Annotated in this window: 16 protein-coding genes and 2 CRISPR repeat arrays; of the genes, 14 read left to right on the top strand and 2 right to left on the bottom strand. The window is 47.1% G+C overall.

Translation table 11 applies throughout. From position 1 onward, the window contains the following. The first annotated feature begins 29 nt into the window (after positions 1 to 29). The 8 genes from cmr4 (at position 30) to SK066_RS18330 (ending at position 11,389) form a co-directional block, all read left to right on the top strand. Positions 30 to 944, top strand: coding sequence for a type III-B CRISPR module RAMP protein Cmr4 (gene cmr4 / locus SK066_RS18365; protein ID WP_320542547.1), 915 nt, complete (start codon positions 30 to 32; stop codon positions 942 to 944). After that, positions 944 to 1,378, top strand: coding sequence for a type III-B CRISPR module-associated protein Cmr5 (gene cmr5, locus SK066_RS18360; RefSeq protein ID WP_320542546.1), 435 nt, complete (start codon positions 944 to 946; stop codon positions 1,376 to 1,378). The genes cmr4 and cmr5 overlap by 1 nt, the downstream gene beginning before the upstream one ends. After that, positions 1,375 to 2,181: a type III-B CRISPR module RAMP protein Cmr6 gene (gene cmr6, locus SK066_RS18355; RefSeq protein WP_320542545.1), complete on the top strand. Its 807-nt coding sequence runs from the start codon at positions 1,375 to 1,377 to the stop codon at positions 2,179 to 2,181. The genes cmr5 and cmr6 overlap by 4 nt, the downstream gene beginning before the upstream one ends. Before the next feature lie 197 nt (positions 2,182 to 2,378). Further along, a CRISPR array of direct repeats spans positions 2,379 to 3,205; the repeat unit is 32 nt; unit sequence GTCGCTCCTTACGCAGGAGCGTGGATTGAAAG. A 284-nt stretch (positions 3,206 to 3,489) separates the two neighbouring features. Continuing rightward, a complete protein-coding gene (locus SK066_RS18350) occupies positions 3,490 to 4,377 on the top strand; it encodes an Rpn family recombination-promoting nuclease/putative transposase (RefSeq protein ID WP_320542544.1) in 888 nt (295 codons plus the stop codon). A gap of 593 nt (positions 4,378 to 4,970) precedes the next feature. Further along, positions 4,971 to 5,470: a CRISPR direct-repeat array (repeat unit 32 nt; unit sequence GTCGCTCCTTACGCAGGAGCGTGGATTGAAAG). Positions 5,471 to 6,726: 1,256 nt separating this feature from the next. Then, on the top strand, positions 6,727 to 6,876 hold the full coding sequence (locus SK066_RS18345) for a hypothetical protein (RefSeq protein ID WP_320542543.1): 150 nt from the start codon (positions 6,727 to 6,729) through the stop codon (positions 6,874 to 6,876). Between the two features lie 540 nt (positions 6,877 to 7,416). Then, positions 7,417 to 8,391 carry an ABC transporter permease gene (locus SK066_RS18340; protein WP_407673698.1) on the top strand — a complete coding sequence of 325 codons (975 nt, stop codon included), beginning with the start codon at positions 7,417 to 7,419 and terminating at the stop codon, positions 8,389 to 8,391. Between the two features lie 207 nt (positions 8,392 to 8,598). Then, a complete protein-coding gene (locus SK066_RS18335; RefSeq protein ID WP_320542542.1) occupies positions 8,599 to 9,486 on the top strand; it encodes a carbohydrate ABC transporter permease in 888 nt (295 codons plus the stop codon). A 214-nt stretch (positions 9,487 to 9,700) separates the two neighbouring features. Continuing rightward, positions 9,701 to 11,389 carry an extracellular solute-binding protein gene (locus SK066_RS18330; protein WP_407673697.1) on the top strand — a complete coding sequence of 563 codons (1,689 nt, stop codon included), beginning with the start codon at positions 9,701 to 9,703 and terminating at the stop codon, positions 11,387 to 11,389. A gap of 364 nt (positions 11,390 to 11,753) precedes the next feature. Here SK066_RS18330 and SK066_RS18325 read toward each other — a convergent pair whose 3' ends face one another. Together SK066_RS18325 and SK066_RS18320 are read right to left on the bottom strand one after the other, a co-directional pair. Then, positions 11,754 to 12,794: a ketopantoate reductase family protein gene (locus SK066_RS18325; protein ID WP_320542541.1), complete on the bottom strand. Its 1,041-nt coding sequence runs from the start codon at positions 12,792 to 12,794 to the stop codon at positions 11,754 to 11,756. A 111-nt stretch (positions 12,795 to 12,905) separates the two neighbouring features. After that, positions 12,906 to 13,652 carry an acetoacetate decarboxylase gene (locus SK066_RS18320; RefSeq protein WP_320542540.1) on the bottom strand — a complete coding sequence of 249 codons (747 nt, stop codon included), beginning with the start codon at positions 13,650 to 13,652 and terminating at the stop codon, positions 12,906 to 12,908. A gap of 144 nt (positions 13,653 to 13,796) precedes the next feature. Here SK066_RS18320 and SK066_RS18315 point away from each other — a divergent pair, with 144 nt between their 5' ends. The 6 genes from SK066_RS18315 to SK066_RS18290 all read left to right on the top strand — a co-directional run bounded on the left by SK066_RS18315 (position 13,797) and on the right by SK066_RS18290 (position 25,033). Further along, positions 13,797 to 14,684, top strand: coding sequence for a LysR family transcriptional regulator (locus SK066_RS18315; RefSeq protein ID WP_320542539.1), 888 nt, complete (start codon positions 13,797 to 13,799; stop codon positions 14,682 to 14,684). 106 nt (positions 14,685 to 14,790) lie between these two features. After that, positions 14,791 to 16,719, top strand: a complete 1,929-nt coding sequence (locus SK066_RS18310; protein WP_320542538.1) for a sensor histidine kinase — start codon at positions 14,791 to 14,793, stop codon at positions 16,717 to 16,719. Then, complete coding sequence (locus SK066_RS18305; protein ID WP_320542537.1) at positions 16,697 to 18,268, top strand: response regulator; 1,572 nt, start codon at positions 16,697 to 16,699, stop codon at positions 18,266 to 18,268. The genes SK066_RS18310 and SK066_RS18305 overlap by 23 nt, the downstream gene beginning before the upstream one ends. Before the next feature lie 138 nt (positions 18,269 to 18,406). Then, positions 18,407 to 21,259 carry a CHASE3 domain-containing protein gene (locus SK066_RS18300; RefSeq protein ID WP_320542536.1) on the top strand — a complete coding sequence of 951 codons (2,853 nt, stop codon included), beginning with the start codon at positions 18,407 to 18,409 and terminating at the stop codon, positions 21,257 to 21,259. Between the two features lie 378 nt (positions 21,260 to 21,637). Next, the gene (locus tag SK066_RS18295; protein ID WP_320542535.1) at positions 21,638 to 22,798 is read left to right on the top strand and encodes a hypothetical protein; all 1,161 of its coding nucleotides are present in this window, start codon (positions 21,638 to 21,640) and stop codon (positions 22,796 to 22,798) included. 438 nt (positions 22,799 to 23,236) lie between these two features. After that, positions 23,237 to 25,033: a hypothetical protein gene (locus tag SK066_RS18290; protein WP_320542534.1), complete on the top strand. Its 1,797-nt coding sequence runs from the start codon at positions 23,237 to 23,239 to the stop codon at positions 25,031 to 25,033. Positions 25,034 to 25,353 lie beyond the last annotated feature (320 nt).

The raw sequence follows: 25,353 nt of genomic DNA, 5'->3' as shown, positions 1-25,353 counted from the left end.
ACGATTTTATATGTAAAGGAGTATCATCCATGAATAATGCTAGTCGCTGGTATTGGCTTCACTGTTTATCCCCATTACACATTGGCTCTGGTGATGGAGTCGGTATCATTGATCAACCGATTATCCGAGAGAAAGTCACCGAGTGGCCATTCATTCCAGGGAGTACGGTGAAGGGGGTTCTACGTAATCACTTCATCTCGCAAGAGGAGAGCAAGCAGGCAGAGGGTAACGTGGCCTGGGTAGATCAAGCCTTTGGTAGAGGCAAAGGGACAGAGGATGAATTAGCAGGTGCCGTGGTATTTTCTGATGGACGATTGCTGGCATTTCCCGTCGCCAGTCGGTATGGCATTTTTGCCTATGTGACAAGCCCACTCGTACTGGAGCGTTTCAAACGAGATGCGACGGCGATGGGAATCGATGTGACGATGCCAGACATGAGTACCTTTACAGCCGAACAAGCTTGGATTACAAAGGATTCCAAGCTTGTTGATAAGGTATCCAACACTTCACCTACGGTATATATCGATGAATTTGTCGGCACTGTGGAAAAGAATACCGAATGGCATACGTTCGCTACGTGGCTAGGTCAGCAATGCTTTGCTGGAGATACCGAATCCCAGCGTTTATTTGTGGAACGTTGTATTGTTGTTTCCGATGAAGTCTTTCAATATCTAGTCACGATGTGTAGTGAAGTGACGCCGCGTATTCGCTTAAACGAGGAAACGAAGACGACTGTAGATGGCGCACTGTGGTATGAAGAGTATGTACCGACAGAAGCTCTATTTTATGGACTGATGTGGTGTGATCGGATACCGGTGCAGGAGAAGACCACTACGAAAGATGAATTGCTTCGCCATTTGGAAACTCAAACGGTGATTCAAATGGGTGGCAATGCGACCGTAGGTAAAGGTAGAGTGAATTACCGGGCGGGAGGGGAGAGCTAATGCAATCGGCTCAGCATCACTATGCAGAACAAGCATATATGGGCATTCAAGAAGTAAAGAACTCGCATGCTGATCTGGTGAACGAGTATGGTCAGTTATGCCATCGTTTTCCGTCGTTGGTGTTAACGAACGGGTTGCGGCTGGCATATATCTTCTTTGCCAAAAAGGCGGCACTATCGAACGAGGCTAAACCTAATGCTTATCGGTTGTATTTAGCTCATATGAAAGAAGCATTACAGATGGATACATGGGAGAAGGGGCTTGGATTAGCAAATCGGCATGGCAAGGTACTATCCAGTGCTTCCTCTCAAACTTCATATCTATATCTTTCGCGTAATGCACTGAATGCTTCGGTTTGGTTTAAACGGTATGCTGAGGCGATTTTAAAGGTAGAGCAACGTAACGATATGTCTGATTCGGAGGGGCAAGTATGAATATGTACCTGGCACTCACCAAATCGCACTATGATGTGACTGGCCGAGAACATGCAATGGCTCAGGCGTTATTCAAAGAGGGCGATAGTAAAGGTTCTTTTTATAAAGACGCCTTACAGCAATATAAGAAGCAATTTAAAAATACGTCGTATGAAAAAGATTATGAGGTGTGTTTTAATCGTTACTACGAGAATAGTGCCTTTGGATTACAGGAGCAGGTTACGTTTGAAGTATCGACTGCTCCTGCTTCAGCGCTTGTGATCGGTAATGGAACGGCTTCGGTGCTGGAAACGTATTTGTCGCTACATCCTACCTATGGGGTTCCGTATCTGCCGGGTAGCGCATTAAAAGGACTGGCTGTTCGAGCTGCGAATCAATTAGCAGAGCTCCATACACGCAACAAACTGGCCAAGAAAGGGATAGAGCATACGACATTATTTGGTACGCAGGAAACTGCGGGCTTTATTCAGTTTCATGATGCGCTGGTTACACCTCAAACGGCGGCAAATGCTATTCAATTAGATGTGCTGACGCCACATCATCAGGGGTATAATCAGATTTCAGTGAAGGAAGAGAAGAAGGAAATGTCTTATGCTGCACCAAGAGATGATGATCCTCCGGTGCCAGTTCCTTTTCTTCATGCACAAGGTACGTATAGAGTGGTTCTGAGCTGTGAAGGAGAAGCGGCTGTAGCAAAAGATTGGCTAGCACTAGCTGCATCGATTGTCCAGTTTACTTTAGTGCATGAAGGGATTGGTGGAAAAACCAATGCAGGGTATGGACGGATGGTAGTGAACACCTAAGCTGAGTTTGAGAGCAACAGAATGAAAAAGTGCGAACCCTAAGCTCCCATGAAAACCCAGGGAGGATCGCACCCCTTGCGGTGTAAGGGATTTGAGGCTTTTAGGGTGTTTTTAGGCTAAATTAGATAGGTCTATTTAAGAGGTTCGCACTTTTGAGGGTGCGAGCCTTTATGGAGTAAGGGTTTTTTAGGGGTACAGTCGCTCCTTACGCAGGAGCGTGGATTGAAAGCTGCTCTGCTGCTTCAGCACGCTGCTCTTTGTCGTCGCTCCTTACGCAGGAGCGTGGATTGAAAGATACACTGGGCTTCACCCTTTCTTCAAAAATCGAGTCGCTCCTTACGCAGGAGCGTGGATTGAAAGAATTGACATTTAACGGACTCTGATCCATAGAGGGTCGCTCCTTACGCAGGAGCGTGGATTGAAAGCAGCGGGCCATCTGTCCAATCCACGTTGACAGCGTCGCTCCTTACGCAGGAGCGTGGATTGAAAGATGCAAAATGTAACGCGTTTGCCGGAACGCCGCCGTCGCTCCTTACGCAGGAGCGTGGATTGAAAGGATCATGCTGCCGCGTGCTGTCCGGCGCAGCTACGTCGCTCCTTACGCAGGAGCGTGGATTGAAAGTTCGATGATCAGACCAGCCTGGTAAGCCTCTTTGTCGCTCCTTACGCAGGAGCGTGGATTGAAAGAGCACAGTTATCGAAGAGACGGGACTGTACCTGGGGTCGCTCCTTACGCAGGAGCGTGGATTGAAAGACGACCATCTGTATTAGACGTTAAGAAACACTGATCTGGTCGCTCCTTACGCAGGAGCGTGGATTGAAAGTTGCTGCCTGTCATTGGATCAGGACTTATGCAATTGTCGCTCCTTACGCAGGAGCGTGGATTGAAAGCAGTCGATAACTGGGCGATGTGTCCAACGCAGTAGGGTCGCTCCTTACGCAGGAGCGTGGATTGAAAGTTCGTAGGAAAAGAACTCTTCTTCCTCTTCTGTGTCGCTCCTTACGCAGGACCATGGATTGAAACGCCATAAACTTACCCACACTCTTGATCATCATTTATTGTTCCTCACACAAGGGCATGAAATAAACTACCTGAGTGTCTCGTAAATTTGCCACAGTTCAACATCCTCGCAGCGCCAAGTAGTTACGATATTCTGCTATTAAGATGGGGGCGCAAAGTTTTTGCCCTCTTTTGATTTTCGAATTATAATGGAGATAACTAAACGTGCCCATCTTCTCAAGGATGATATGGAACCTTCATGTTGATGTTGCAGAGGAAAATAGAAACGAGTTTGTGGAGGATGCATCATGACGGAATTGCTTGATCCCCGAAATGATTTCTTGTTTAAACGTATTTTTGGTAGTGAGGAAAACCGAGATGTGCTACTAACTTTTCTGAATCGCACCTTTCAGGAGGCCAACCAGCCGCTGTTGCAAGAAATCGTGTTATTAAATCCGTATACGGATAAAGATTCACCAAGTGATAAACAGTCCATCCTGGATATTCATGCACGGACCATAGCCGGTGAACTGATTAATGTAGAAATGCAGCTCTTTAACCGTTATGATATGGAAAAGCGAACTTTGTTTTATTGGAGTAAGTTGTATGCGTCTCAACTGGTGCAAGGACAGTCATACAGTACGCTGCAACGATGTGTTACCATCAATATTTTAAATTTCGAACTGTTAGATAATGATCGGTATCATAGTGTATTTCATTTACGCGAAGATCAGACGGGGATTGCTTTAACAGATGACATCGAGATTCATTTTTTGGAGTTGCCTAAACTGAATGCGAAGTCGATTCCAGTAGAACAAGGTGGACTGGCGAATTGGCTATTGTTTCTGAAGGGTGCAACACCCGATCAATGGGAGGTGCTAACCATGAATGAACCGAAATTGAAAAAAGCCATGGATACGTTGGAGTTTTTGAGCCAAGATCAGGAAGCACGGATGCAATATGAGGCACGGCAGAAATATTTGCATGATCAGGCATCGTTGATGGAAGCGGCAAAGAATGCAGAGAAGTACGGTTTTCGGGCGGGGATGGAAAAAGGAATTGAGCAGGGAATCGAGCAAGGGATTCGACAAACGGCCCTGCGATTACTGCGTAGGTCCATGGCTATTCCGGACGTTGCTGCGGCAACAGGACTTTCAGAAGAGGAAGTTACCACATTGTACGAATCGCTGAACTAAACTATAAGATACCGAAGAGCAAAGCCGTGTGGATAGGATATTTCTTATCGAACGCGGCTTTGTTTTATGTGATCTGAGCTAAAGGGAGAGTTCTACATCCATGGTTGGGAGAAGATGGCTCAAACCAACGTTTACTTCGATTGAAGACTAGATGAGGAGAATAAAGAGAAGAAGCGCGAACCTTATCCAAGAGTGTAAAGAAAAAGCAGATTATATGGTAACTCAAACTATATAATTTTAGAGTTGTTCTTTACGCAAAAGTGTGGATGTAAAGGAGTAAGCATGGATGCGTTCGCTGTTTGGATTCTGTCACTTCTTACGCAGGAATATGGATCAAAACTGGAAAGGACCGTAGCAAGTTATCCGCTATGGTTTTTTGTTATAGATGAGTAAGAAAAAATCGGAAGTAGAATAGTAAGGAAAAAGTGCGAACCCCAAGCTCCCATAAAAACCCTGGGAGGTTCGCACCCCTTGCTACATCAGGGTTTTCGAGGTTTTTATTGTATTTTCACGTTAAAATAGATACGATAATTTAGAGGTTCGCACTTTTAAGGGGTTAAGCCCTTACAGAGTAAGGCTTTTTTAGGGGTACAGTCGCTCCTTACGCAGGAGCGTGGATTGAAAGACACCAGAGAGTAGAGAATTTGAGCTATACCGCCAGTCGCTCCTTACGCAGGAGCGTGGATTGAAAGAACATCGGCGGCGATACAATGACGACAGCTCACCGTGTCGCTCCTTACGCAGGAGCGTGGATTGAAAGTTGCTTCTATCTGATTACTACACAGATAAAATACCGTGTCGCTCCTTACGCAGGAGCGTGGATTGAAAGCTCATTGCAATAGGCTCATGTCGTAAGCAACGAGTCGCTCCTTACGCAGGAGCGTGGATTGAAAGTCCCGATAAATCTTTGTCTGTTACATAATTATAAGTCGCTCCTTACGCAGAAGCGTGGATTGAAAGACTAGACTGGATACTAAAACGCTCAATCGGGTAATGTCGCTCCTTACGCAGGAGCGTGGATTGAAAGTATATCTGATCATATTGTACGCTGTTCTTGCAATGTCGCTCCTTACGCAGGAGCGTGGATTGAAAGACATCAGCCAGATTGTAAGTAAGTGTTACCGCAGGTCGCTCCTTACAGGGGAGCATGAATCAAAACTTGAAAAGACCGCAGCGTGTTATCCATTAAGGTTCTTTGTTTTAGGTGAGTGTAAAAACCTCTGAAAAAGAATAGGAACGAAAAGTGCGAAGAACCTCTCATCAAAATCCTGGGAGGTTCTTCGCACTTTTGAGGGTATATGCCCTTATGGATTATGGCCTTTTAAGAGTAAAGTCATTTCTTATGAAGGATTGTAGATTGAAAGAGCTTACGAGCCTGTAAGCATTCGATGAAGGTATTTTTGCTCCTCATATAGGCGCAAGTATTAAGCGTATGAACGGAGCTGTTACAGTCTTTTGTTTATAGGTAAAAGAAGCTTTTATGCAAAACAATAACACGAAAAAATGAAAAAGCACGAATCATAAGCCCTCATTAAACGCTAGGAATTTCGCGCTTTTTGCTAAATAAGCGATTTCGGCATTTTTGTTGTATTTGTAACTGTTATAAAGTTGCTTAAATATGAAGTATGCGGAAAAAACTTATTTTTGCATGGATACTATTTGACTCAGCAGGCACACAGTTGATCCTTACACAAGATTAGCGTGTTGCTTCTGAAAAGCCCAAGCCCGATCAATGGAGGATGCTAATCATCAATGAACCGAAATTAAAAAGCCACTGCTACATTAGCATGTTTAAGCCGAATCAGGAAGTACGCATACCATATGAGGCAAGGCAGAAATATCCGCACGATCATGCCTCCTTGATGAAAACGGCTAAAAATAGAGAGCAGTGTGGCTTTCGTAAAGGGAACAAAGCAAGAAATCAAGCATGAGAAGAGACAAATAGCCCTGCGATTACTTCGTATGTCCATGACGATTCCGAACATTACTGCGGCAACAGGACGTTCAAAAGAAGGAGCCACTAAAGGAATAGTGTATCGATGGTTATAGAGTTATGGATCGAAAACTACTCCCTTCATTGTATATCTGATGAAGAATAGCTGCCCGAATTGTAGGCATTATAAGCGTTCTACGGTGAAACCATCTTGTAGACTTATATCCTACACCGCCCTGTTCCAGGATGTAATGAGTGATCTGCTCTACCGCATAGTCTAGGTGATAGTGAATCTGTGCTGGAGATCAATGGTGTAGTGGTGTCCTGCGGATCGGTGAAATGTGATACAATAAGGGGAGGAATAATACATGTTCGGCGGTTAGCGGCACGGCATCGCTCCGAAAGGAGGTGAGGCCATGTCGCACCTTGAGCTTGTGATTAAACTGCTTATGATCGCTACCGGTGCATGCCAGCTACTGCTGCATGCAGAGAAGGTAGGGAATCTGCTGAAAAAGTGGACCAGAAAGCAGCCACGTCACAAAAACAAGAAAAACCGCCGGTCATAAGGGTTGGAGGACCTGATCCGGCGGTTTTCTTGTAGCTATACAGTTATGAGTAAGCGATGCCGACGTAGCCGCCGACCAATTATTCCAGCTCGTGGTGTTAGCGCACCGCGAGCTTTCTTTATATGTATATGATACACCAACTTGTAATGAAATGAAACCTGTTAAAACGGGACTAGACTCATTTTTAAAGCCTATCCAGTATTTATACTTAGTACCATTCATATGATCAAGGCGTCACAAAATATTATTATGAGCGTGATGCAAAAAGGAGTCATATAAGATATGGTGTGGTCAGCGAATTATATTTATACCCATTACCTCCAAACCACACGCCTCAGCCCTTCCCTTCCCATCATCACCCTGCACACTCACCTAAGCTTCCAATAACTTCCCTCACTTCTCAATTCCCACCCACTCACCCAACCCCAACCCGAAAAATGAGACACCTAATACGAAAAATGAGACATTCCCGCTCATCTCACCCATCGATATAATTAAACCTATAATTGTAATCGCTTACATATAAAAGGGGGAGATATCATGGAAACCGGGATGAAGACCGGGTCGGAGTCGCGTCCGCAGGCCAAGACGACAGCGGCTGGGCGGATGCGGCGCTGGTTTCGGCGGTTGTATACGCAGCGGCATCTACAGATCATGGCGCTACTGGGTGTCGTCTGGATGCTCATTTTCAACTACATTCCGATGTACGGCATCGTGATTGCATTTAAGGAATTTAATATCGTCGATAGCATCGGAGCTGCACCGTGGGTGGGGCTGGAGCATTTTCGAGCCTTTATGGAGGATGAGAATCTAAGGGACGTTATTCGGAATACGCTAGGCATTAGCTTGATCAAGCTATTTATCGGATTCCCACTACCGATTCTATTCGCCTTATTCCTAAACGAGATTCGTTCGGTCCGCTTTAAAAAGTCTGTCCAAACGATCTCGTATTTACCACACTTTCTATCCTGGGTCATTCTGGGTGGCATTCTGACCACATGGCTCGCCGATGTCGGTGTGATCAACCAGATTTTGTTAGCACTACATCTGATTGATCAGCCGATCTCGTATCTCGCTGAGCCGCAATATTTCTGGGCCATCGTCATCATTTCAGACATCTGGAAGGAGCTTGGCTGGTCAGCGATTATCTATCTGGCAGCGATGGCGAGTGTATCGCCGGAAATGTACGAAGCTGCTACGATCGATGGTGCTGGACGCTTCCAGAAAATGTGGTACATCACCCTGCCAGGTATCCAGAGTACGATCGCGATCCTGTTCATTCTGGCGGTCAGCGGTGTACTCAATTCGAACTTCGACCAGATTCTCGTGCTGCGCAATTCACTCAATGAGAGCGCAAGTAATGTGATCGATATTTACGTGTACCAGACAGGTCTATTATCTGGACGGTTCTCGTATTCGACAGCCATCGGTCTGATCAAATCAGTAATTGCGTTGATTCTGCTCCTTATCGCGAATCAGGTGACCAAGCGATTGAATAATACGTCACTGTTTTAGATGAATAGCCTGCAAGATGAGGACAGAATGTATGTCTAGCTCAGCAAATCTAGCTTAACAAAAGAGATGTATACGAAACGTACAAAAGAAATGGTTATGAAGCGTAGACCAAAACTGTAACCTAGCTCAAATTAGATAACAGAAGCGAAGGATATATGAAGGATATATACAGAAAGTTTGAGTGAAAAATGAAAGGAGTGTACCCCTATGCTAACCTCATCCCGCCGTACCCGCGGCGAAATGATATTCGATATTGGCAATACGATCTTTATGATCTTTATCTGCTTCGTCACGATTTATCCGATCTGGTATGTACTGGTCAATGCATTTAACGAAGGTACAGATGCGATGCGCGGTGGCATTTACTGGTGGCCGCGGATGTTCAGTCTGGAGAGCTTCAAAGCGGTATTCCAGAGCGAAGGTATTATGCAGGCGATGTGGATTACGGTCGCCAAGACGATTATCGGTACAGTCATTCATGTACTGTTCACCGCGATGGTCGCCTATGCATTATCTCGCCGTGATCTGATTGGCGGTAAGCTGTACATTTGGATCGGCACGATCACACTGTTTTTCAGCGGTGGCTTGATTCCGACCTTCCTGCTGATGAAGGACTTACAGCTGCTTGATAATTTTATGGTGTACATTATTCCAGCAATGTTCAGCTTTTTCGATCTGATCATCTTTATGACCTTTTTCCGCGAAATTCCAGATGGACTGGAAGAAGCGGCACGCATCGATGGAGCAAATGACTGGTCGATCTTCCTACGTGTCGTGCTTCCCGTATCGATGCCTGTTGTCGCTACGATTGGATTGTTTCACGGTGTATACCAGTGGAACGATTATTTCACAGGTATGATCTACATGAACGATACGTCCTTACAACCGATTCAGACGTACCTGTATCGGGTCATAGCAGAATCCAGTTCCAACCAGATGCTGGCAGCCGTGCCGGGCGGTATTACGCGCTCCGTTACCTCGCAATCGATCAAACTGGCGACGATGGTCGTTACGACGATGCCAATTGTATTTGTATATCCGTTCTTGCAGAAGTATTTTGTAAAAGGGATGATGATCGGTTCGATCAAGGGCTGACATCACGCTCTAGCTTATTTTGTATCGCGAGCAAGCCGATCGGTGGAACGAGTTATAACGAGCTGTAAATGAATAGGGTGTACTTATTATGGCACCGGTTTGGATCATTATAAAATAAAATGTACAAGCTGTGTTCGTGCAGTATCCAATTGATACAGTAAGCTCAAAAGCGCCTACCTTTAAACAAACCTTAATTTTGAAAGGGGTTATATTCATGCGCAATACCGAACCAAAAATGACCAAGCGCTCTACACGCTCCTGGCGCAAGCCAGCCATTGCCGCGCTGATGGCGGGACTACTCACGCTGACGACAGCATGCTCCTATTTTGGTGGGGGCAGCAAGAGTGCCAGTGAGAGCCAGACACCAGTCAAGCAGGCATCTGCCAACGAACCGGGCTGGAAGGCGGACACCTCGCCGATTACATTTGACTGGTATATGAATTTCTCATGGTACACCGGTACCGACTGGGGCAAGGATATTACGAGCCAATACGTAACGAACAAGACGGGCGTTAAGGTGAACTTTATCGTTCCAGCAGGGAATGAGAACGAGAAACTAAACACGATGATCGCGTCCGGTAAGCTGCCAGACTTTATTACACTGGCATGGGGCGAGGATGCGGTGAAGAAGATGATGGAAGGGAAGCTGGTACTGCCGCTGAATGAGCTGGCAGATCAGTATGATCCATACTTCTTCAAGGTGACTGATCCTGCGAAGCTGGCATGGTATACCCAGCCAGACGGCAATGTATATGGCTATCCGAACGCTTCCTCCTCACCAGCTGACTTCAAAAAATACGGCGAAAACTATGTGTCCAACCAGGTATTTGTTGTACGTAAGGACATGTACGAAGCGCTCGGCAAGCCAGACATGCGGACACCGGAAGGCTTCCTGAAAGCACTGGAAATGGCAAAAGAAAAGTATCCACAGGTGAACGGGCAGCCGCTCATTCCGCTCGGTCTGCACGAGTTTACCGAGAATGGCAACTACTCACTGGAAAGCTATTTGCAAAATTTTCTCAACGTACCGATGGAAAAGGATGGCAAGCTGTATGACCGCTCCACCGATCCAGAATATGTAAAATGGCTCAAAACACTGCGTCAGGCGAACCAGGAAGGGCTATTAGCAAAGGATATTTTCATCGACAAGCGCGCACAGATGGAGGAGAAAATTGCACAGGGACGTTATTTTGCAATGCTGTATCAGCGGAGTGACTTTGGTACGCAGCAAAATGCACTATATGCGAAGGACCCGAATTCCGTCTACATCGCAGTCGATGGCCCATCTAACGAGAAAATGGACCCACCTGTATTGAGTGGCCCGGGCATCTCTGGTTGGACGCTAACATTGATCTCCAAAGACGTGAAGGACAAAGCACGTGCTATTCGTTTCCTCGAATACATTATTAGCGAAGAAGGACAGCGTGATCTGTACATGGGCGAGCCAGGCGTCACGTATGATATGGTAAACAACAAGCCTGTGTTCAAGCCAGAAGTGCTCAAGCTGCTCAATAGTGATCGTTCTGCCTTCGATACCCAGTATGGTGCTTCCCACAAGTACTGGATGGAGATGGACACCAACATTACCGACCAGTGGAAGCCAGAAAGCGTCGAGCCATTCAAGCAAATGGAAGACTGGACAAAGGGCAAAACGGTGAGCCGCTCCGAATTTGACCAGCTCGATCCAACTGGCAATTCACCAGAAGGCATCATCAACACGAAGATCGAACAGCTATGGGGCAAAACACTGCCACAGCTGCTGCTCGCTTCATCGGATAGTGAGTTTGATCAGATTTTCCAAAACTACCTGACCAAGCGCGATGAATACGGCTTTGATAAAGTCCAGGCGTACCGCCAGGCAGAGTATGAAAAGAATGTGGAAAAGCTGAAAGGCGATCAATAATCGTCCTTCGTTAAGTAGTGTAGAATAACAATAAAGAAACGATGTATACTAAAAAGCAACCCTGCCGACTCCAGTTCTAGGTCAGCAGGGTTGCTTTCATTATTTATTGATATTGTTGCGCGGCTGTTCGCCGTACGCGCGATGATACGCACAGGTGTTGCTCTCATTGTTATTCATTTCTTAGCACAGAACGACTCAGATCGTACAATGATGTATACTTCAACATCGCAGTTAGCAAACTTGTTTTATACAAAAGCCTTTAACATAGCTCTATTCCAGCTAGCATGACTCCAATGAAACTACATTGCGTTTCCTAATCCTCTTACTTCAAGCGATCTCATAGCCATTACACCTTCACCGCAGTTTACTTCACCGTTTCCGTCTCAATCAACTGTGCAAACAGCCGAATATTCTCCTCAAACGTCGGCACACCCTGACGAGACTCCGCTTCCTGTACCAGCTTCACGACCAGATCATTAAACGGCGTTGCAATCCCCGTACCGACAGCATGCTGTGGCACTACACCATTAATATATTGAATCTCCGTTTTACGCTGTTTCTCCAGATCCTGTAGCATGCTCGCTTTGAGCAGGCGAGAAGGCTCCATCATCGTACGGAACGTACGCACACGCTCAGGAATATCCGCAGCGCTATGCAGCTCCAGTGAAGCGATATCGAAGCCGCTCATCGTTGCAAACTGGATTCCGTTGGCATGACCCACCTTGATCGTCTCATCCGCAATATGCACAGCGCTAACAATGCCGACCTCATCATCCAGAATATGTCCATATTCGCCATTTAATGCAGCAGATAGTCCGCTAAATGCATTATTGATCAGCAGCTTCGACCATTTGGTGCCGACCAGATTGTCAGATACATGAGTGCCACCGACATGATCAAGCACGGTTTTGATCTGCTCAATGCGTTCGGTCATTTCACCGTTCAGCTCACCAATTTGGAAGGCGTATTTTTTAAACTGGGTATATTCTGTAGTCAGCTGGGATACGCCTGGCTCTATAAAGGTAGCGCCGAATTCGACCGAGCCTGCAATGACGCGATGCTCACCAACCACATCGGCTACACTTTGCTCCGGTATGCCGTTTTGCAGGGAGCAGACGACACTTTCCTCATGCAGGAACGGTAGTAGCTCCTCCAGTACAGCTTGATTGTATAATTGCTTGGTCAGTAGCAGCACCAGATCGTAGGTGCCGGATTTTTGCTGTGGCGTGATCGCTTTGACAGGTGCGGTAAATTCAGTCGTACCAACAACCGTTGCGCCCTTTTCATTCAGTGCCTGCACATGTGCTTCATACGTATCGATTAATTCAACATCCATACCGCCGTTGCTCAGATAAGCGCCGACGATCGTTCCAAGTGAGCCTGCTCCTAAAATTGCAATTCTCATGATGATTGCCTCCTTATAATGGTGCTGAATCTACAGGGTGCTACTTTCCTTCTCTATTTGTATTGTTACTCCGTCTGATTCTGATTGTTCTAATCGGATTGCTCGAACCCGTTATTTTTGCTCCAAATAGTTATATACCGGTGTTGCCGGGCTGAGTGTAAGATCGGTTAAAATATGCGAAGCAGACACGATCTCGCGTACAGGCAGATCAGCAAGCGGTGCGAGTGCATGCTCGAACAATTGCAGACGTGCCGGGCCAGACCATGCGCCCTTGACCGTAATATCTGTAATCTGTGTACGAACCAGATCGCATAGACGCAGATTACCTTCATAATCGGTTGCCAGCTTGAGCATAAAGGTTGGACGGCAGATTTCCTGCTTGGCCTGCTCCTTGTCCATTTCAAAATGCTTGAAGCCCATCGTTGCAGTCGCTACCCGCAGGCTACCATAGTCGAGGGTGCCGACGAGTGTATCGGAATCGATATATAGCTTTGGTGCGCCCCATTTTTTTGGATAGGCGGTCAGCTCACGACCGCTGGCGATCGCTGGGAAGTTGTCAACATACATCGAATGCACGTAGTCGCCATCCTCGCCATTGAACTGAACCGGAATCACCTGACCGGCTTCAGTATAGGCACCCAGACCGGATACATCCGGCATCCACATCACCTCGAATTTGACGAGCGGGTCTTTAATTTCCAGTGGCTCTGGTACAGCAGCACGCAGCGCCTCCATATCGGTGCGATAAATAATATTTAAGTATTCACGATTTACAAATTTGTAGGTTGGAACAGGATAAGCTGGTGCAGTGAGTGGTGTGTTAAAATTTTTGAACGTATTGTTAATATCGATCTTCATACTCAAACCATTCCTTTCACTGATCCGTATTCTGCCGTAGCAGTTTGATTTCTATAGCTTTATTTTACGTCTTTATTTACATATATTCCAATACATCATAAAGTATATATACATTTACTGAGATAAATGAAAGGGGCATGAAGAATGGAGCTACTTCAACTGAAATATTTTCAAACGGTCGCCTATACAGAGCATATGTCCAGGGCTGCCAAGCAGCTGCATATTACACAGCCTTCCTTGAGTCTAACGATTAAAAGGCTGGAGGATGAGCTGGGGACAGAGCTATTCATTCGCAGGGGGCGCAATATTCAACTGAGTGCGTCCGGTCAGATTTTACTCAAGCATGTGAACCGAATTTTTATCGAGCTGGACAATGCCGAGCGTGAGATTCAAGCGCAGGAGCAGCTTCAGGCGAATACGATCCGAATTTCCATTTCTAATCCACGGTTTCTATCCCGGCTGATCACACAATATATTGGGCGTTATCCGGATGCCAAGGTGCATCAGGGGATCAAAATGCGCAATGAGATGATTGCCAGTCTCAAGCAGGGGGACATCGATCTGGGCATTGCCAGTCGCCATACGGAAGACGAGGAGATTGAGAGTCATTTATTGATCGATGAGGATATCGTGCTGGTGCTGCCGGTGAATCACCGGTATGCGAATGAACAGAAGCTATCGTTATCCGAGGTGGCGCAGGAGCCATTTATTTCGTTAGCGGATAATCGCGAATACAGCGAATTTATTCGAGAAATCTGTGAACGTGCTGGCTTTGTGCCGAATAGCATTTTCGAGGTGGATTCGTATCTTTTGACAGAGATTATTAGTGTGAATCAAGGGGTTGTGCTAATGCCTATCTCCGTATGTCGCCAATTCAACCTGCATTATATTCGTATTGCCGATGTGTCGCCGACCTACTCGGTCAGTTTATTCTGGTTGAAAAATAAGGTGTTATCCGCTTCTGCTGAGAGCCTGCGTGATTTTATTATCGATTACTATAAAAAGCACCACCAAATGTTTAAGCTTTCCTAAAAAATGATCCTCCAATTGCGTTACAATAGAATTGGAAATGTAAGCGTTTATCATTTATGGAAGGGATGCTACACATTTGGATCGATTGCACAGCAGGATACGCGGCATGTTACGACGATTAAACAGTATACCACTGCAAGGTCGGCTGATTGCCGCTTATATTATTGTTATTTTACTGCCGACCGTAGCTGTCTCGTATTATTCGTACCAGCAGATTAATACAACCTATATCCAGGATACACGGCTGAAAAGTATAGACACACTGCAAAATGAAAAGCAGACGATTTTAACCCAGCTGGAAACGATGGAGCGGGCTGCACAGCTCGCGGTATCCGATAAGGCGGTCATTCAGTATTTGACCGAAAATCAGGATAAGCCTACTGCGGAGCTGATCGAATTCAACGAAAATTCCTATGCTCGTCTTGCACAAATCCAGATTAATAATCCGTCGATTCTGCATCTGCGCTTGTACAGCAATAGTCCGAAAACGTACGAAATCTGGCCGATTATTTTACAGGAAAGCCGGATTACGGATGCTCCCTGGTATGCTCAGGTGCATGGATTAGGTGATCGGGAGGCATGGTATATGCAGCGCAGCGATCTAGCGCTGGATCGTAACGATAGCAGTCGCCCGTTGGAGCCTGATCCGCCCAAGCTATCGCTGCTACGCGAGCTGGAGCTGCCGAAGGGGCATCATGCAGGTGTGATTCAGGTGGATATGCGGCTAGCTGATCTGGCACCGCAAACCTTTGGCAAAAGTCAGGAGGATAACTCGCGTCTGTTACTGCTCGATGGAGGGGGAGGCCATGTTGCGCCTCCGCTAACGGAGGATCGGTACACCCGGCTAGCCACAGAGCTGCTGCGCGATCCAGCCGCACAGTCTGAGGGCGGCTCTGCGCAATATCGTGCAGATGGGCAAGCCTATCTGCTAACGAGCATCCCGCTTGAACGTCTGGGTGCACAGCTTGTTCAGGTCGTCTCGCTGGAGAAAATGCTTCAGGATACCGGACGCGCACGCAATCTGATCATTATCGCAACGGTAGCCTTTATCGTGCTCGTCTCGCTCATTACGTACCTCGCCAACTCCATTATTCTCAAAAACCTGCGTAAACTTACACAGGCGATGAAGCAGATGCGCAAGGGAGAGCTTCCGCCGATGGTACAGGTGGAGGGCGGTGAGATCGGCGAGCTGGCCTATCATTTTAACCGGATGAGCGGCACAATCAATGAACTGATCGCACAGGCGGTACGCAAGCAAGCGTTAATGAAGGAAGCGGAGCTACGCACGCTATACAGTCAGATCGATGCCCATTTCCTGTATAACACGCTGGAAAATATTAAAATGCTCGCCGAGATCGAGGATCAGCGTCAAATTTCCGATGCACTCACCTCGCTTGGCGGTATGATGCGCTACAACTTCAAATGGGGCGGCGAATACGTCACGCTCAGTCAGGAGCTGCGACATATTCGCAATTATATTGAGGTGATGAATATTCGCTTTGATGAGCCTGTGCAGCTACAGGTCGATATCCCAGCCGCCTACAATGAACTGGAGCTACTCAAAATGTCACTCCAGCCGATCGTAGAAAATGCATTCAAGCATGGCTGGAAAGAAGAGCAGGGCGAGCGTCTGCTACGTATCCGTGTAGAGGATGAGGACGAGCGCACGGTACGCATCATCGTTCAGGATAACGGTTATGGCATGCCGCCCACAGTTATGCAGGAGTTGAATGAACGACTACAGCAGGTATCCGATACTGAGCCAGCGGAACGTTCAGCTCCATTTCCTGCGTCAACGAATGGATTGCCATTCACCGAGCAGCGAAGCAGCACTTCGGCTGATCCAGTACATGCGTCGCAGCAGAATGGCTATGGACTGCTGAATGTACAGCGGCGGATTCGACTATTTTTCGGTAATGAGTATGGATTATATGTACAGAGCAGTGCAGGGGAAGGGACAGACGTATCCTTGCATCTGCCTAAAATCATTCTGGCAGGAGGAGACATCCGGCATGAGACAACTACTGATTATTGATGATGAAAAGAATATCCGGCATGGACTTCAGGTGATGATTGAGCGACAATTTCCGGGGCGATATACGATTCGCTGTGCAAGACATGGTCAGGAAGGACTATTTACACTTCGTGAGCAACCAGCCGATATTATCATTACCGATATTCGTATGCCGGTGCTGGATGGCATCGCCATGCTGGAGCAATTACGCGCCAGTAGTGAGCTTGTGCAGCAGCCGGAAGTGATCGTGCTTAGCGGTCATGACGATTTTGAATATGCGAAGGCAGCTATTCGTTATCAGGTACGCGAATATCTACTCAAGCCGATTCGGCGTGATGATCTATTTGCCGCGCTTGAAAGTCTGGAAAATGAGCTTGTACGCAAGGAATCCCTATCTCGCCGTCTGGAGGATGCCGAGCAGTATCGACGTCAATGGCAGGAGGAGCAGCTATCACGCTGGCTTGAAGCGCCTGCGGATGAAGCGAAACGTGAGCTCGACGCATGTACGTGGCTACAGCTACCGGAGCCGTATATCGTCTGTGTATGGAATTGCGTGACCGCAGACGGGCATCCGGTAGCGGTGCAGGAGCTGGATCTGCTGCTCAGTCAGCTTGCCGATCATACGCAGGCGACATACGAAATGCAATTGCTCGACCGAGAAGGACGCCGTGTCTGGATGATCCGTCAGGAGCAGCTCGGTCTGCTACAGGCACTCGCAGGAGCGGCTGCACGTCGTGAGGTATCCGGGCTATGGGCAGGTATTAGCAGCAGTAAGCTGGAGCGCAGTGAGCTACAAACGGCTTACGCGCAAGCCTGTCGTGCATTAGTATACGGGTTCTTTTGCCCGGGCATGTATTTGCTGAATGAGCCTGTGCTGCAAGAAGCTGAGATTCCGCAGGCACAGCTAGAAGAGGATGTGCGCAGGCTGGGTAATCTGCTCGGTACAGGACGAAGCAGTGAAATTAGTGGAATGGTGCATCATTTATTCCGATTATCGGGTACAGGGATGCGCAGTTTGAATGAGGTACAGCGCACCGTGCGGCTAATTAATGAGAATGTGCTGGATGAGGTATTTCGCCATTTTGGCGAGGCATCGATCGAGGTGCTGCGTTTGTATCGCCGGGTGTGTAGTCTGGAGCATTATCGCTATTTTCATGATTATTGCCGCGATCTGGAGCGTCTGCTGCTCAGTCTGGACGAATATATCGGACAGCTTCGACTCGTGCACAGTGAGCATCATCGTTTAAAGGAAGCGGTAGCGTATTTGCACAGTCATTATGCGCGTCCACTCAATATGGCAACAGTAAGCAATCATGTGTCGCTGAATTACTCGTATTTTAGCGAGGCTTTTAAAGCATATACAGGTGAAAGCTTTGTCGTTTATTTGAAAAAGCTACGCATTGAGCGTGCCAAGGAGCTACTGGCAGAGCCACATCATCGACTCAGTGAGATCGGTGAGCAGGTTGGATTTGAGAGCAGTCGACACTTCTCTCGTGTGTTTCGCGAACTGGAAGGGATTACGCCGCAGGAATACCGTGCACGACTGGAATTGCGGTCAGGCATGGTGTAACACAATTGTGCGCGGTTTCGCCCTTTCTGCGTTTGCAAACCGGATAATTTAAAGTAAAATAGTTGGGTAGCCAAATAAAATTGCATAGAATCTATGAATTAAAATCTTGGCATTTAACTATATACTGGAGGGCTTTTGGTGCTGAAAGGTGCAAAATTTGGAATACGCACTAAAATTGTAGCCGGGTATATCGTGATCATTGTCTGTCTGGGTATTGTGCTGACGATGATGTCAGGGCGTATGAACCAGCTGGAACAGGAAAGCCGATACATCAATGATCATGATCTGGAAGTTCACAACTTGACCAACATGCTGGAAAAGCATGTGCTGGATATGGAAACCGGACAACGTGGTTTCGTCCTCACCGGTGAAGAGAGCTATCTGGAGCCCTATAATGAATCCGTTTCTCGTTGGGAGAGCGATTATAACGAGCTGTATGCGCTTGTCGCAGGCAATCAGCTACAGCAAAATAATTTACAAACGATCCGTACTGGAATCGAAACCTGGATCAAGGATGCCGGAACACCTGCTATTACGATGAAGCAGCGCGGCGATACGGCTGGCCTCAAAAGCTTCTTTGCCAGCGATCCAGGCAAGCAGCAGATTGATCAGCTACGTCAGGAACTCGATTCGTTCCGCAATAGCGAAAAGGCGCTAACGAGTGCTCGTATCGAGGCAGCCGCGCAAAGTAATGAACGCATGCTGACGATGATGATCGGTGTTTGGATTCTGCTTGCGATCATCTCGATTGCGACTGCATTACTTATTGCACGCCAGATTGTAGGTACAATTCGTGATGTTAGTGATACCTTACTCGGTATCGCGACGGGCGGTAACCTGAGAACACGAATCGATGTAACCTCTCGTGACGAGGTGGGCGAGCTAGGCGATGCTGCGAATCAGTTACTGGATCATGTGCAGTATGAGAACTGGGTCAAGGATCAGATCGCTCAGGCGGCGACACGTTTTCAGGAAGCGACAGACGTGGACAGCCTGTCAGCGGTGCTGCTGACCAAAGGAAACAAATGGTTTGGCACGCCCTATGGCATTGTGTATCGAAAAACAGCAGAGGGCTATTGGATCAAGGCAGCTTCTTTTGCCGCTTCGGAGTCTGATGCCGAGCTGGGTGCTTCTCGATTACAGCAGGGGGAAGGCTTGACCGGACAGTCGATTATCGAGCGTCGTATGCTGGAGCTGCATCCATTGTCGGATGAATATGTGCGTACGATTAACTCAGGTCTGGGGCATACCGGATTACAGGCGATGATTGCTGCACCGATCATTTTTGAAGGTCGTGTAATTGCCGCCGTTGAATTTGCCTTGCTGGAGCCTATGACGGACAAGCAGAAGCATCTGTTACAGCAGTTAATTGATATTTTTGCAGTAACCCTTCATTCCGTGATGACGCGTATGGAGGTTGAGCAGCTGTATCGTGAATCGCAATCGCTAAATCACGAGCTACAGGCACAATCCGAGGAATTACAGGTACAGTCGGAGGAGCTGCAAGCGCAGACGGAAGAGCTGCAAATGCAAACCGAAGAGCTGCAAATGCTGAACGAGCGTCTGGAACATGGCAAGATGGCAGCCGAAAGTACTGCCGTCGAGCTGGACAAATATGCACAGCAGCTACAGGTGAGCTCGCGTTATAAATCAGAGTTTCTGGCTAATATGTCGCATGAGCTGCGTACGCCGCTTAACAGTATGCTCATCCTGTCACAGATTTTGTCGGAGAACGGAAATGGCAATCTGACGGCGAAGGAGCAGGAATACGCATCGATTATTCATTCCTCCGGTAAGGATCTACTGAATCTGATTAATGATATTCTTGATCTGTCCAAGGTAGAAGCAGGGAAAATGCAGATTGAGATTAATCCGATCAGTATCGAAGCGATGCTGGAGCAGATGGAGCGTAGCTTCCGCGAAACCGCCGTGCAGCGAGAGCTGTTCTTCAAGGTTGAAGTGGAGGAGAATGTGCCGGAGCTGGTGTACTCGGATGAGATGCGTATTCAGCAGGTGCTACGTAATCTGCTGTCCAATGCGTTCAAATTCACTCAGACTGGCGGCGTCACGCTACAGGTACAAAAGGTCAATCGCGTACAGACAAGCAGCTACGAAAGCTCGCAGCCGATGCTTGCCTTTAGCGTCAGTGATACAGGCATCGGGATCTCGGCAGAGAATCGCGATGTGATCTTCGAGGCATTCCGTCAGGCAGATGGAGCAACCGCACGTAAATATGGCGGTACAGGGCTTGGACTATCGATCTCCTCCCAGCTGGCTAATCTGCTAGGGGGAACGATTCATCTGGAAAGTAAGTATGGTGAGGGAAGTATTTTCACCTTCTATATTCCGTGTATGGTCACCGATCCGCATTCGGAGCATGCTATCTTTGAGATGAATGAGCCGCTGCATATGAATCGTACCGTGTTCATGGAGGAAGGTTCTGTATCCTCAGCTGATGGCTATGAATACAATGCTTCCTCTGAGGGAGACATGTTCGTACAGTCGTCAAGAGAGCGTTCGTCCTTTGCCGCGCTCGGTCAGGAATCTGCGGCAGAGCAGGCGCAGCCTGGACAACCAGGCGGAACCGATATTTTAAGTGGTCGCAAGATTCTGATCGTAGATGATGATATTCGTAATGTCTATGCGCTCACCAGTATGCTGGAGCGTTACAATATGAACATCGTTATCTCACAAAATGGACGCGATGCGCTGGAGATTCTGCATATGGATCAGAACATCGATCTGATTCTAATGGATATTATGATGCCAGAGCTGGATGGCTACGAAACGATGAAAACGGTGCGTAACCTGTATGGCTATAGCGATGTGCCGATTATCGTGCTTACCGCTAAAGCGATGAAGGAAGACCGTGAGAAGAGTATCCAGGCAGGGGCAACCGACTATATGAGTAAGCCACTGCATATGCAGGATGTGCTACAACGTGTACGCTACTGGTTGCATCAGCAGACCGCACGCTCGTCGGCTCGTTAATAGGCGGACTGCATCTGTCGATTACAGCATGGCATTGTAGAATAGAGTTAATACTTGTTCACCGATCAAGCTCGCTACAGCTAGGTGGTATCGAATAAATCTAAGGTTGTATCCTATCGTATAAAAAGCCAGAAGCCCCGTCATGAAAAGGGTTTCTGGCTTTTTGACATTTATATAGAAAGGACGATAAATTAATTAAGTTGCGTATTTAACTAGGTCTAAATACCCTTGTACAAGCAGGTGTAAGATAGTAAATTTTTACTATAATAATAGGGTGTATACTGTCGTTTGCTGCCATGTACTTGCATACCATCATGGAAATATTAAGCACAATTCCAAGCAGGGCCCTGTTCATTTCGTCAGAAAGGAAGATTAGCGATGAATATTAGTTCAAGCCCTGGTTATACGTCCATTAACAACTTGCAAGGTTATGCTGGCAACAACGGCACTGATTCTACCAATCCGGATCGTTCCAAAACCGAACAAGATCGTGATGATCCACAGGTGCAAGCGAATAAAGCCAAGGAGCAAAAGCTCAAAGATCAGAAGGTAAAAGACCAGAAGCAAAGCGAACAGCTTGCTGAGGAGCAAAAGCTACAAAAGAAAGAGGAGTACAAAAAGGAAGACAAGGAAAAAGAAGTTCGACAAAAGGATATGAACACGCTGTTTGAGAAGCAACAGCAGCAGCAACATGATAGCAGCAAGGCTGCGCATGACCTGTTAATCGAAAGTATCTATAACCAGATCGGTGCAGGCTCTCAGCTGGTGATCAATAAGGATAACTACGAGGATACGATCAAGGGTCTGGTTAACCGTGGTTTTCAGGTGAGTGCAGACGAGGAACGGATGACGATCTCCTCCAAAGTGCATCAGCTCAAGCTTGAGGTGAGTAAGGACTCGTATATGCGTTATGTGCAGTCTCAGCAGGCTCGCTGGTCGACTACTACCGAGGATCAGATCGATCCAGCGAGTGATTCACCAGCAGTTGATCCAGTTCAAGGGAATACAGGTACGATGCCGTCTTCAGCCCAGCAGCCTGCTGGAACAGCGCCAACTCCACGGCCGACAGCTGGAGCAGGAAACTCTACATCAGGTGGAGCGAACACAGGGACGTCTTCATCCACAGGCACGACACCAGCCACTTCATCATCAAGCAACACCGATCCATCTTCATCTACGCCTGTTACAGGTAATAGCAATCCTACACCAGATAGCGGAACGGATAATGACAACACTGGTAGTACCTCTACAAATGGAGTAGCTAGTGGCAGCACGGGTAGCACGACTACCAGCGGAACCGGAAGCAGCACAGGTGGGGGAACGACAGCAGGCTCGACAGGCAGCAACGGCACGAGCACGACACCTGCGAATGGGACAGAAAATGGTAGCACAACAGGAACAGGCACTACGACAGGATCAAGTGGCAGTCCTACCGGAACGGGCGGCAGTTCATCCAGTGGGTCAGGTACAGGTGGTAGCACAAGTGGCGGTAACAGCGGCACTGGTGGGATCAACCTCATTCCAGGCTTGATCAAATAGCATATGCATTCTGCTATTCCTGAATCATTATACGTTCCGAGTAGATAGGAATGGAAGAAATGATGTTTAATTTTAGCTTAGATGATAATATAACTGATCGCTATATAAGGGTAAAAGAAAGTCTGCTTCCGCTCATTGGAAGCAGGCTTTTTTTTGCATGTTCAAGCATAACGCAATGAAACCGATCACAAATTTCGACAAATTGATTCGCCTAACAACGTAAAAATGAATATAATTATTAATTGGATAAAATTACCTCTAATAGTATAATAGTCCCTTGTTTGATAACTGGATAAATAGTAAATTATAACCAATAAATATGGTATATTATTCCTTAAATGTATGAATAATTGTTGAGTAATAAATACCTCGTTCTGTTGACCTCTCTGTCGTCCAGTCATATAGCCTGATCATTCACCACGTGAGGAGCGAGCCGCGATGAATATCACAACAACTTCGTATGCAACCCCTTCCAATGCGTACACAGCTTATCCAACAGGAACAAGTCGGTGGCAGGATAAATCAGATTCCGTCTCTGTAGCATCTAAAGATGCCAGTTCAGCTACTAATCAGAGTCCAGCTGAGAAGAAGATGGAGGATAATAAAAAGTATAAGCAGGATATGCTTGATAAAGAGCAGCGGGAAAAGGATCTGGACAAGATTTATGAAAGTCAGCAAAAGAGAACCGATCTAGTGCATGAGCAAATGCAGAAGACACTGACCGGGCATGGATTTTTCCAAATTGGACAGCAACACGGCATTGCGCTGACAAAGGAGAACTTCGATGAAACGGTACGCGGCTTGATGCAAAAGGGCTTTCAGGTAGATCGCAGCGAGCAACAGATGACCGTATCCTCAAAGCTACATCAGCTGAAGCTGGAGATGAGCAAGCAGTCATATGATAAATATGTTGAGATGACATATGGCAAAAAAATAGCAGAGCAAATGGGCATCGGTCAGCCAGTTAATGCAACTCAAACTGCTCAAGCCCCTAATGCTACGACTCCTACAAATGCTGTCATTTATAAGGTTACGATGAATCAGACTGCCAACGGAGCACAGGTAGGCGTAGTGAAAACCCCGGCAAATGGTGGTTCGGTAGCTACAGCGACGACAGGAACCGTACAAACGACAGTGCAGCCGACTGCTGGAACAGGCAGTACCACAGCTGCTTCCCCATCACCAGCCGTAGCGAGTACATCAACAAATGCATCGACGACAAGCTCGTCCACAGCAGCGAATGGTAGTAATTCTGTAGCCGCTCCTAATGTGGCGCCAGCTACGAATGAATCTGCTGATAATGTAGCTGCACCAACACCAGCACCAGCACCAGTGACTACTTCATCCAGCCCAACAACTCCAGCAGCTACGAATGATGCGAATGGAGCCGCACCGACTGCGGGTAATACGACATCCACATCGGCACCTGAGACAACGAATTCTTCCTCAGGAACAGCTAGTCCAGCAACAGGAACAACGACTCCATCAGCATCGACTAGTTCGCCAACACCAGCGCCAGTATCGACAGCTTCGACAACAGCGAGTACACCAGCAGGTGATACCACCGTATCCGTACCGACAACAAGCACAGTAGCGCCGACTACAGCACCAGTGACTGAAATAGCTGGATCTCCAACGGTCAATAGCTCAGTAACGGTGACGCCAACGGGATCGACTAATACATCAACAACGACAGGAACGACGGCTCCTGTAACTACTCCTGTCCCTGCTACAACAACGACTTCGGGTACAGTAGCGACAGCAGCACCAACAACTTCGACGGTACCAACGGTCAATTCAAGCCCAACGACAACGTCAGGAGGCAGCACATCCACATCAACAACGAATAGCCCTGTATCTACGACTAGCACAACGGCAACTCCGGTAACGACTACGAGCTCGGCTAGTGTGCCAACAACTTCAACGAGTACATCCTCTACAGGTAGTACCGTAACCACAGGTAGCACATCAATAACTAGCCCAATCAGCCCTGCGCCAACGACAACAACAGCGAGCACGGGCACATCGTCACCTGTAAGTACAACGACTACACCGACAGCAACAAGCACAACAACCAGCCAGACAACATCTACCTCCACAACATCCAGCACCTCTACTACAGCACCAAGCGCAACTAAAACTACCAGTACAACAACGACACCAACAAATACGAATATCGTAGAAACAGTTGTTACGGGCGTGAATAAAACAGTCAGCGGTCTTGGTCGTAAATAATGAAAAAAAGCCTACTTTTTCCACATTCCGGTATGTATCACTCATACACAGGAACGATTCGGAAAAAGCAGGCTTTTTTTATACGTAGACTTCGTTATTGTAGAGATTGATGCTGTATAGGCTAATACTATATATCATTAATCTAATCCTACTTGTAATCTCAATAACTACAAATTATTGTTCGATCTTCAATTTTGCAAAGTACAGGTACGAAGCAGCACAGCATGAAGCACACAAATACCAAGTAGAAAAATACAAAAATAGAAAATTACGGAGCAAACAAGTACAAAGCAGATGGATTACTATCGTACTAGCAGTTA

This window comes from Paenibacillus hunanensis (assembly GCF_034055775.1).
GTDB classification, from domain to species: domain Bacteria; phylum Bacillota; class Bacilli; order Paenibacillales; family Paenibacillaceae; genus Saccharibacillus; species Saccharibacillus hunanensis.
The sequence above is the reverse complement of the archived record's forward strand: the minus strand, read 5'-3'. Positions and strand labels throughout refer to the sequence as shown.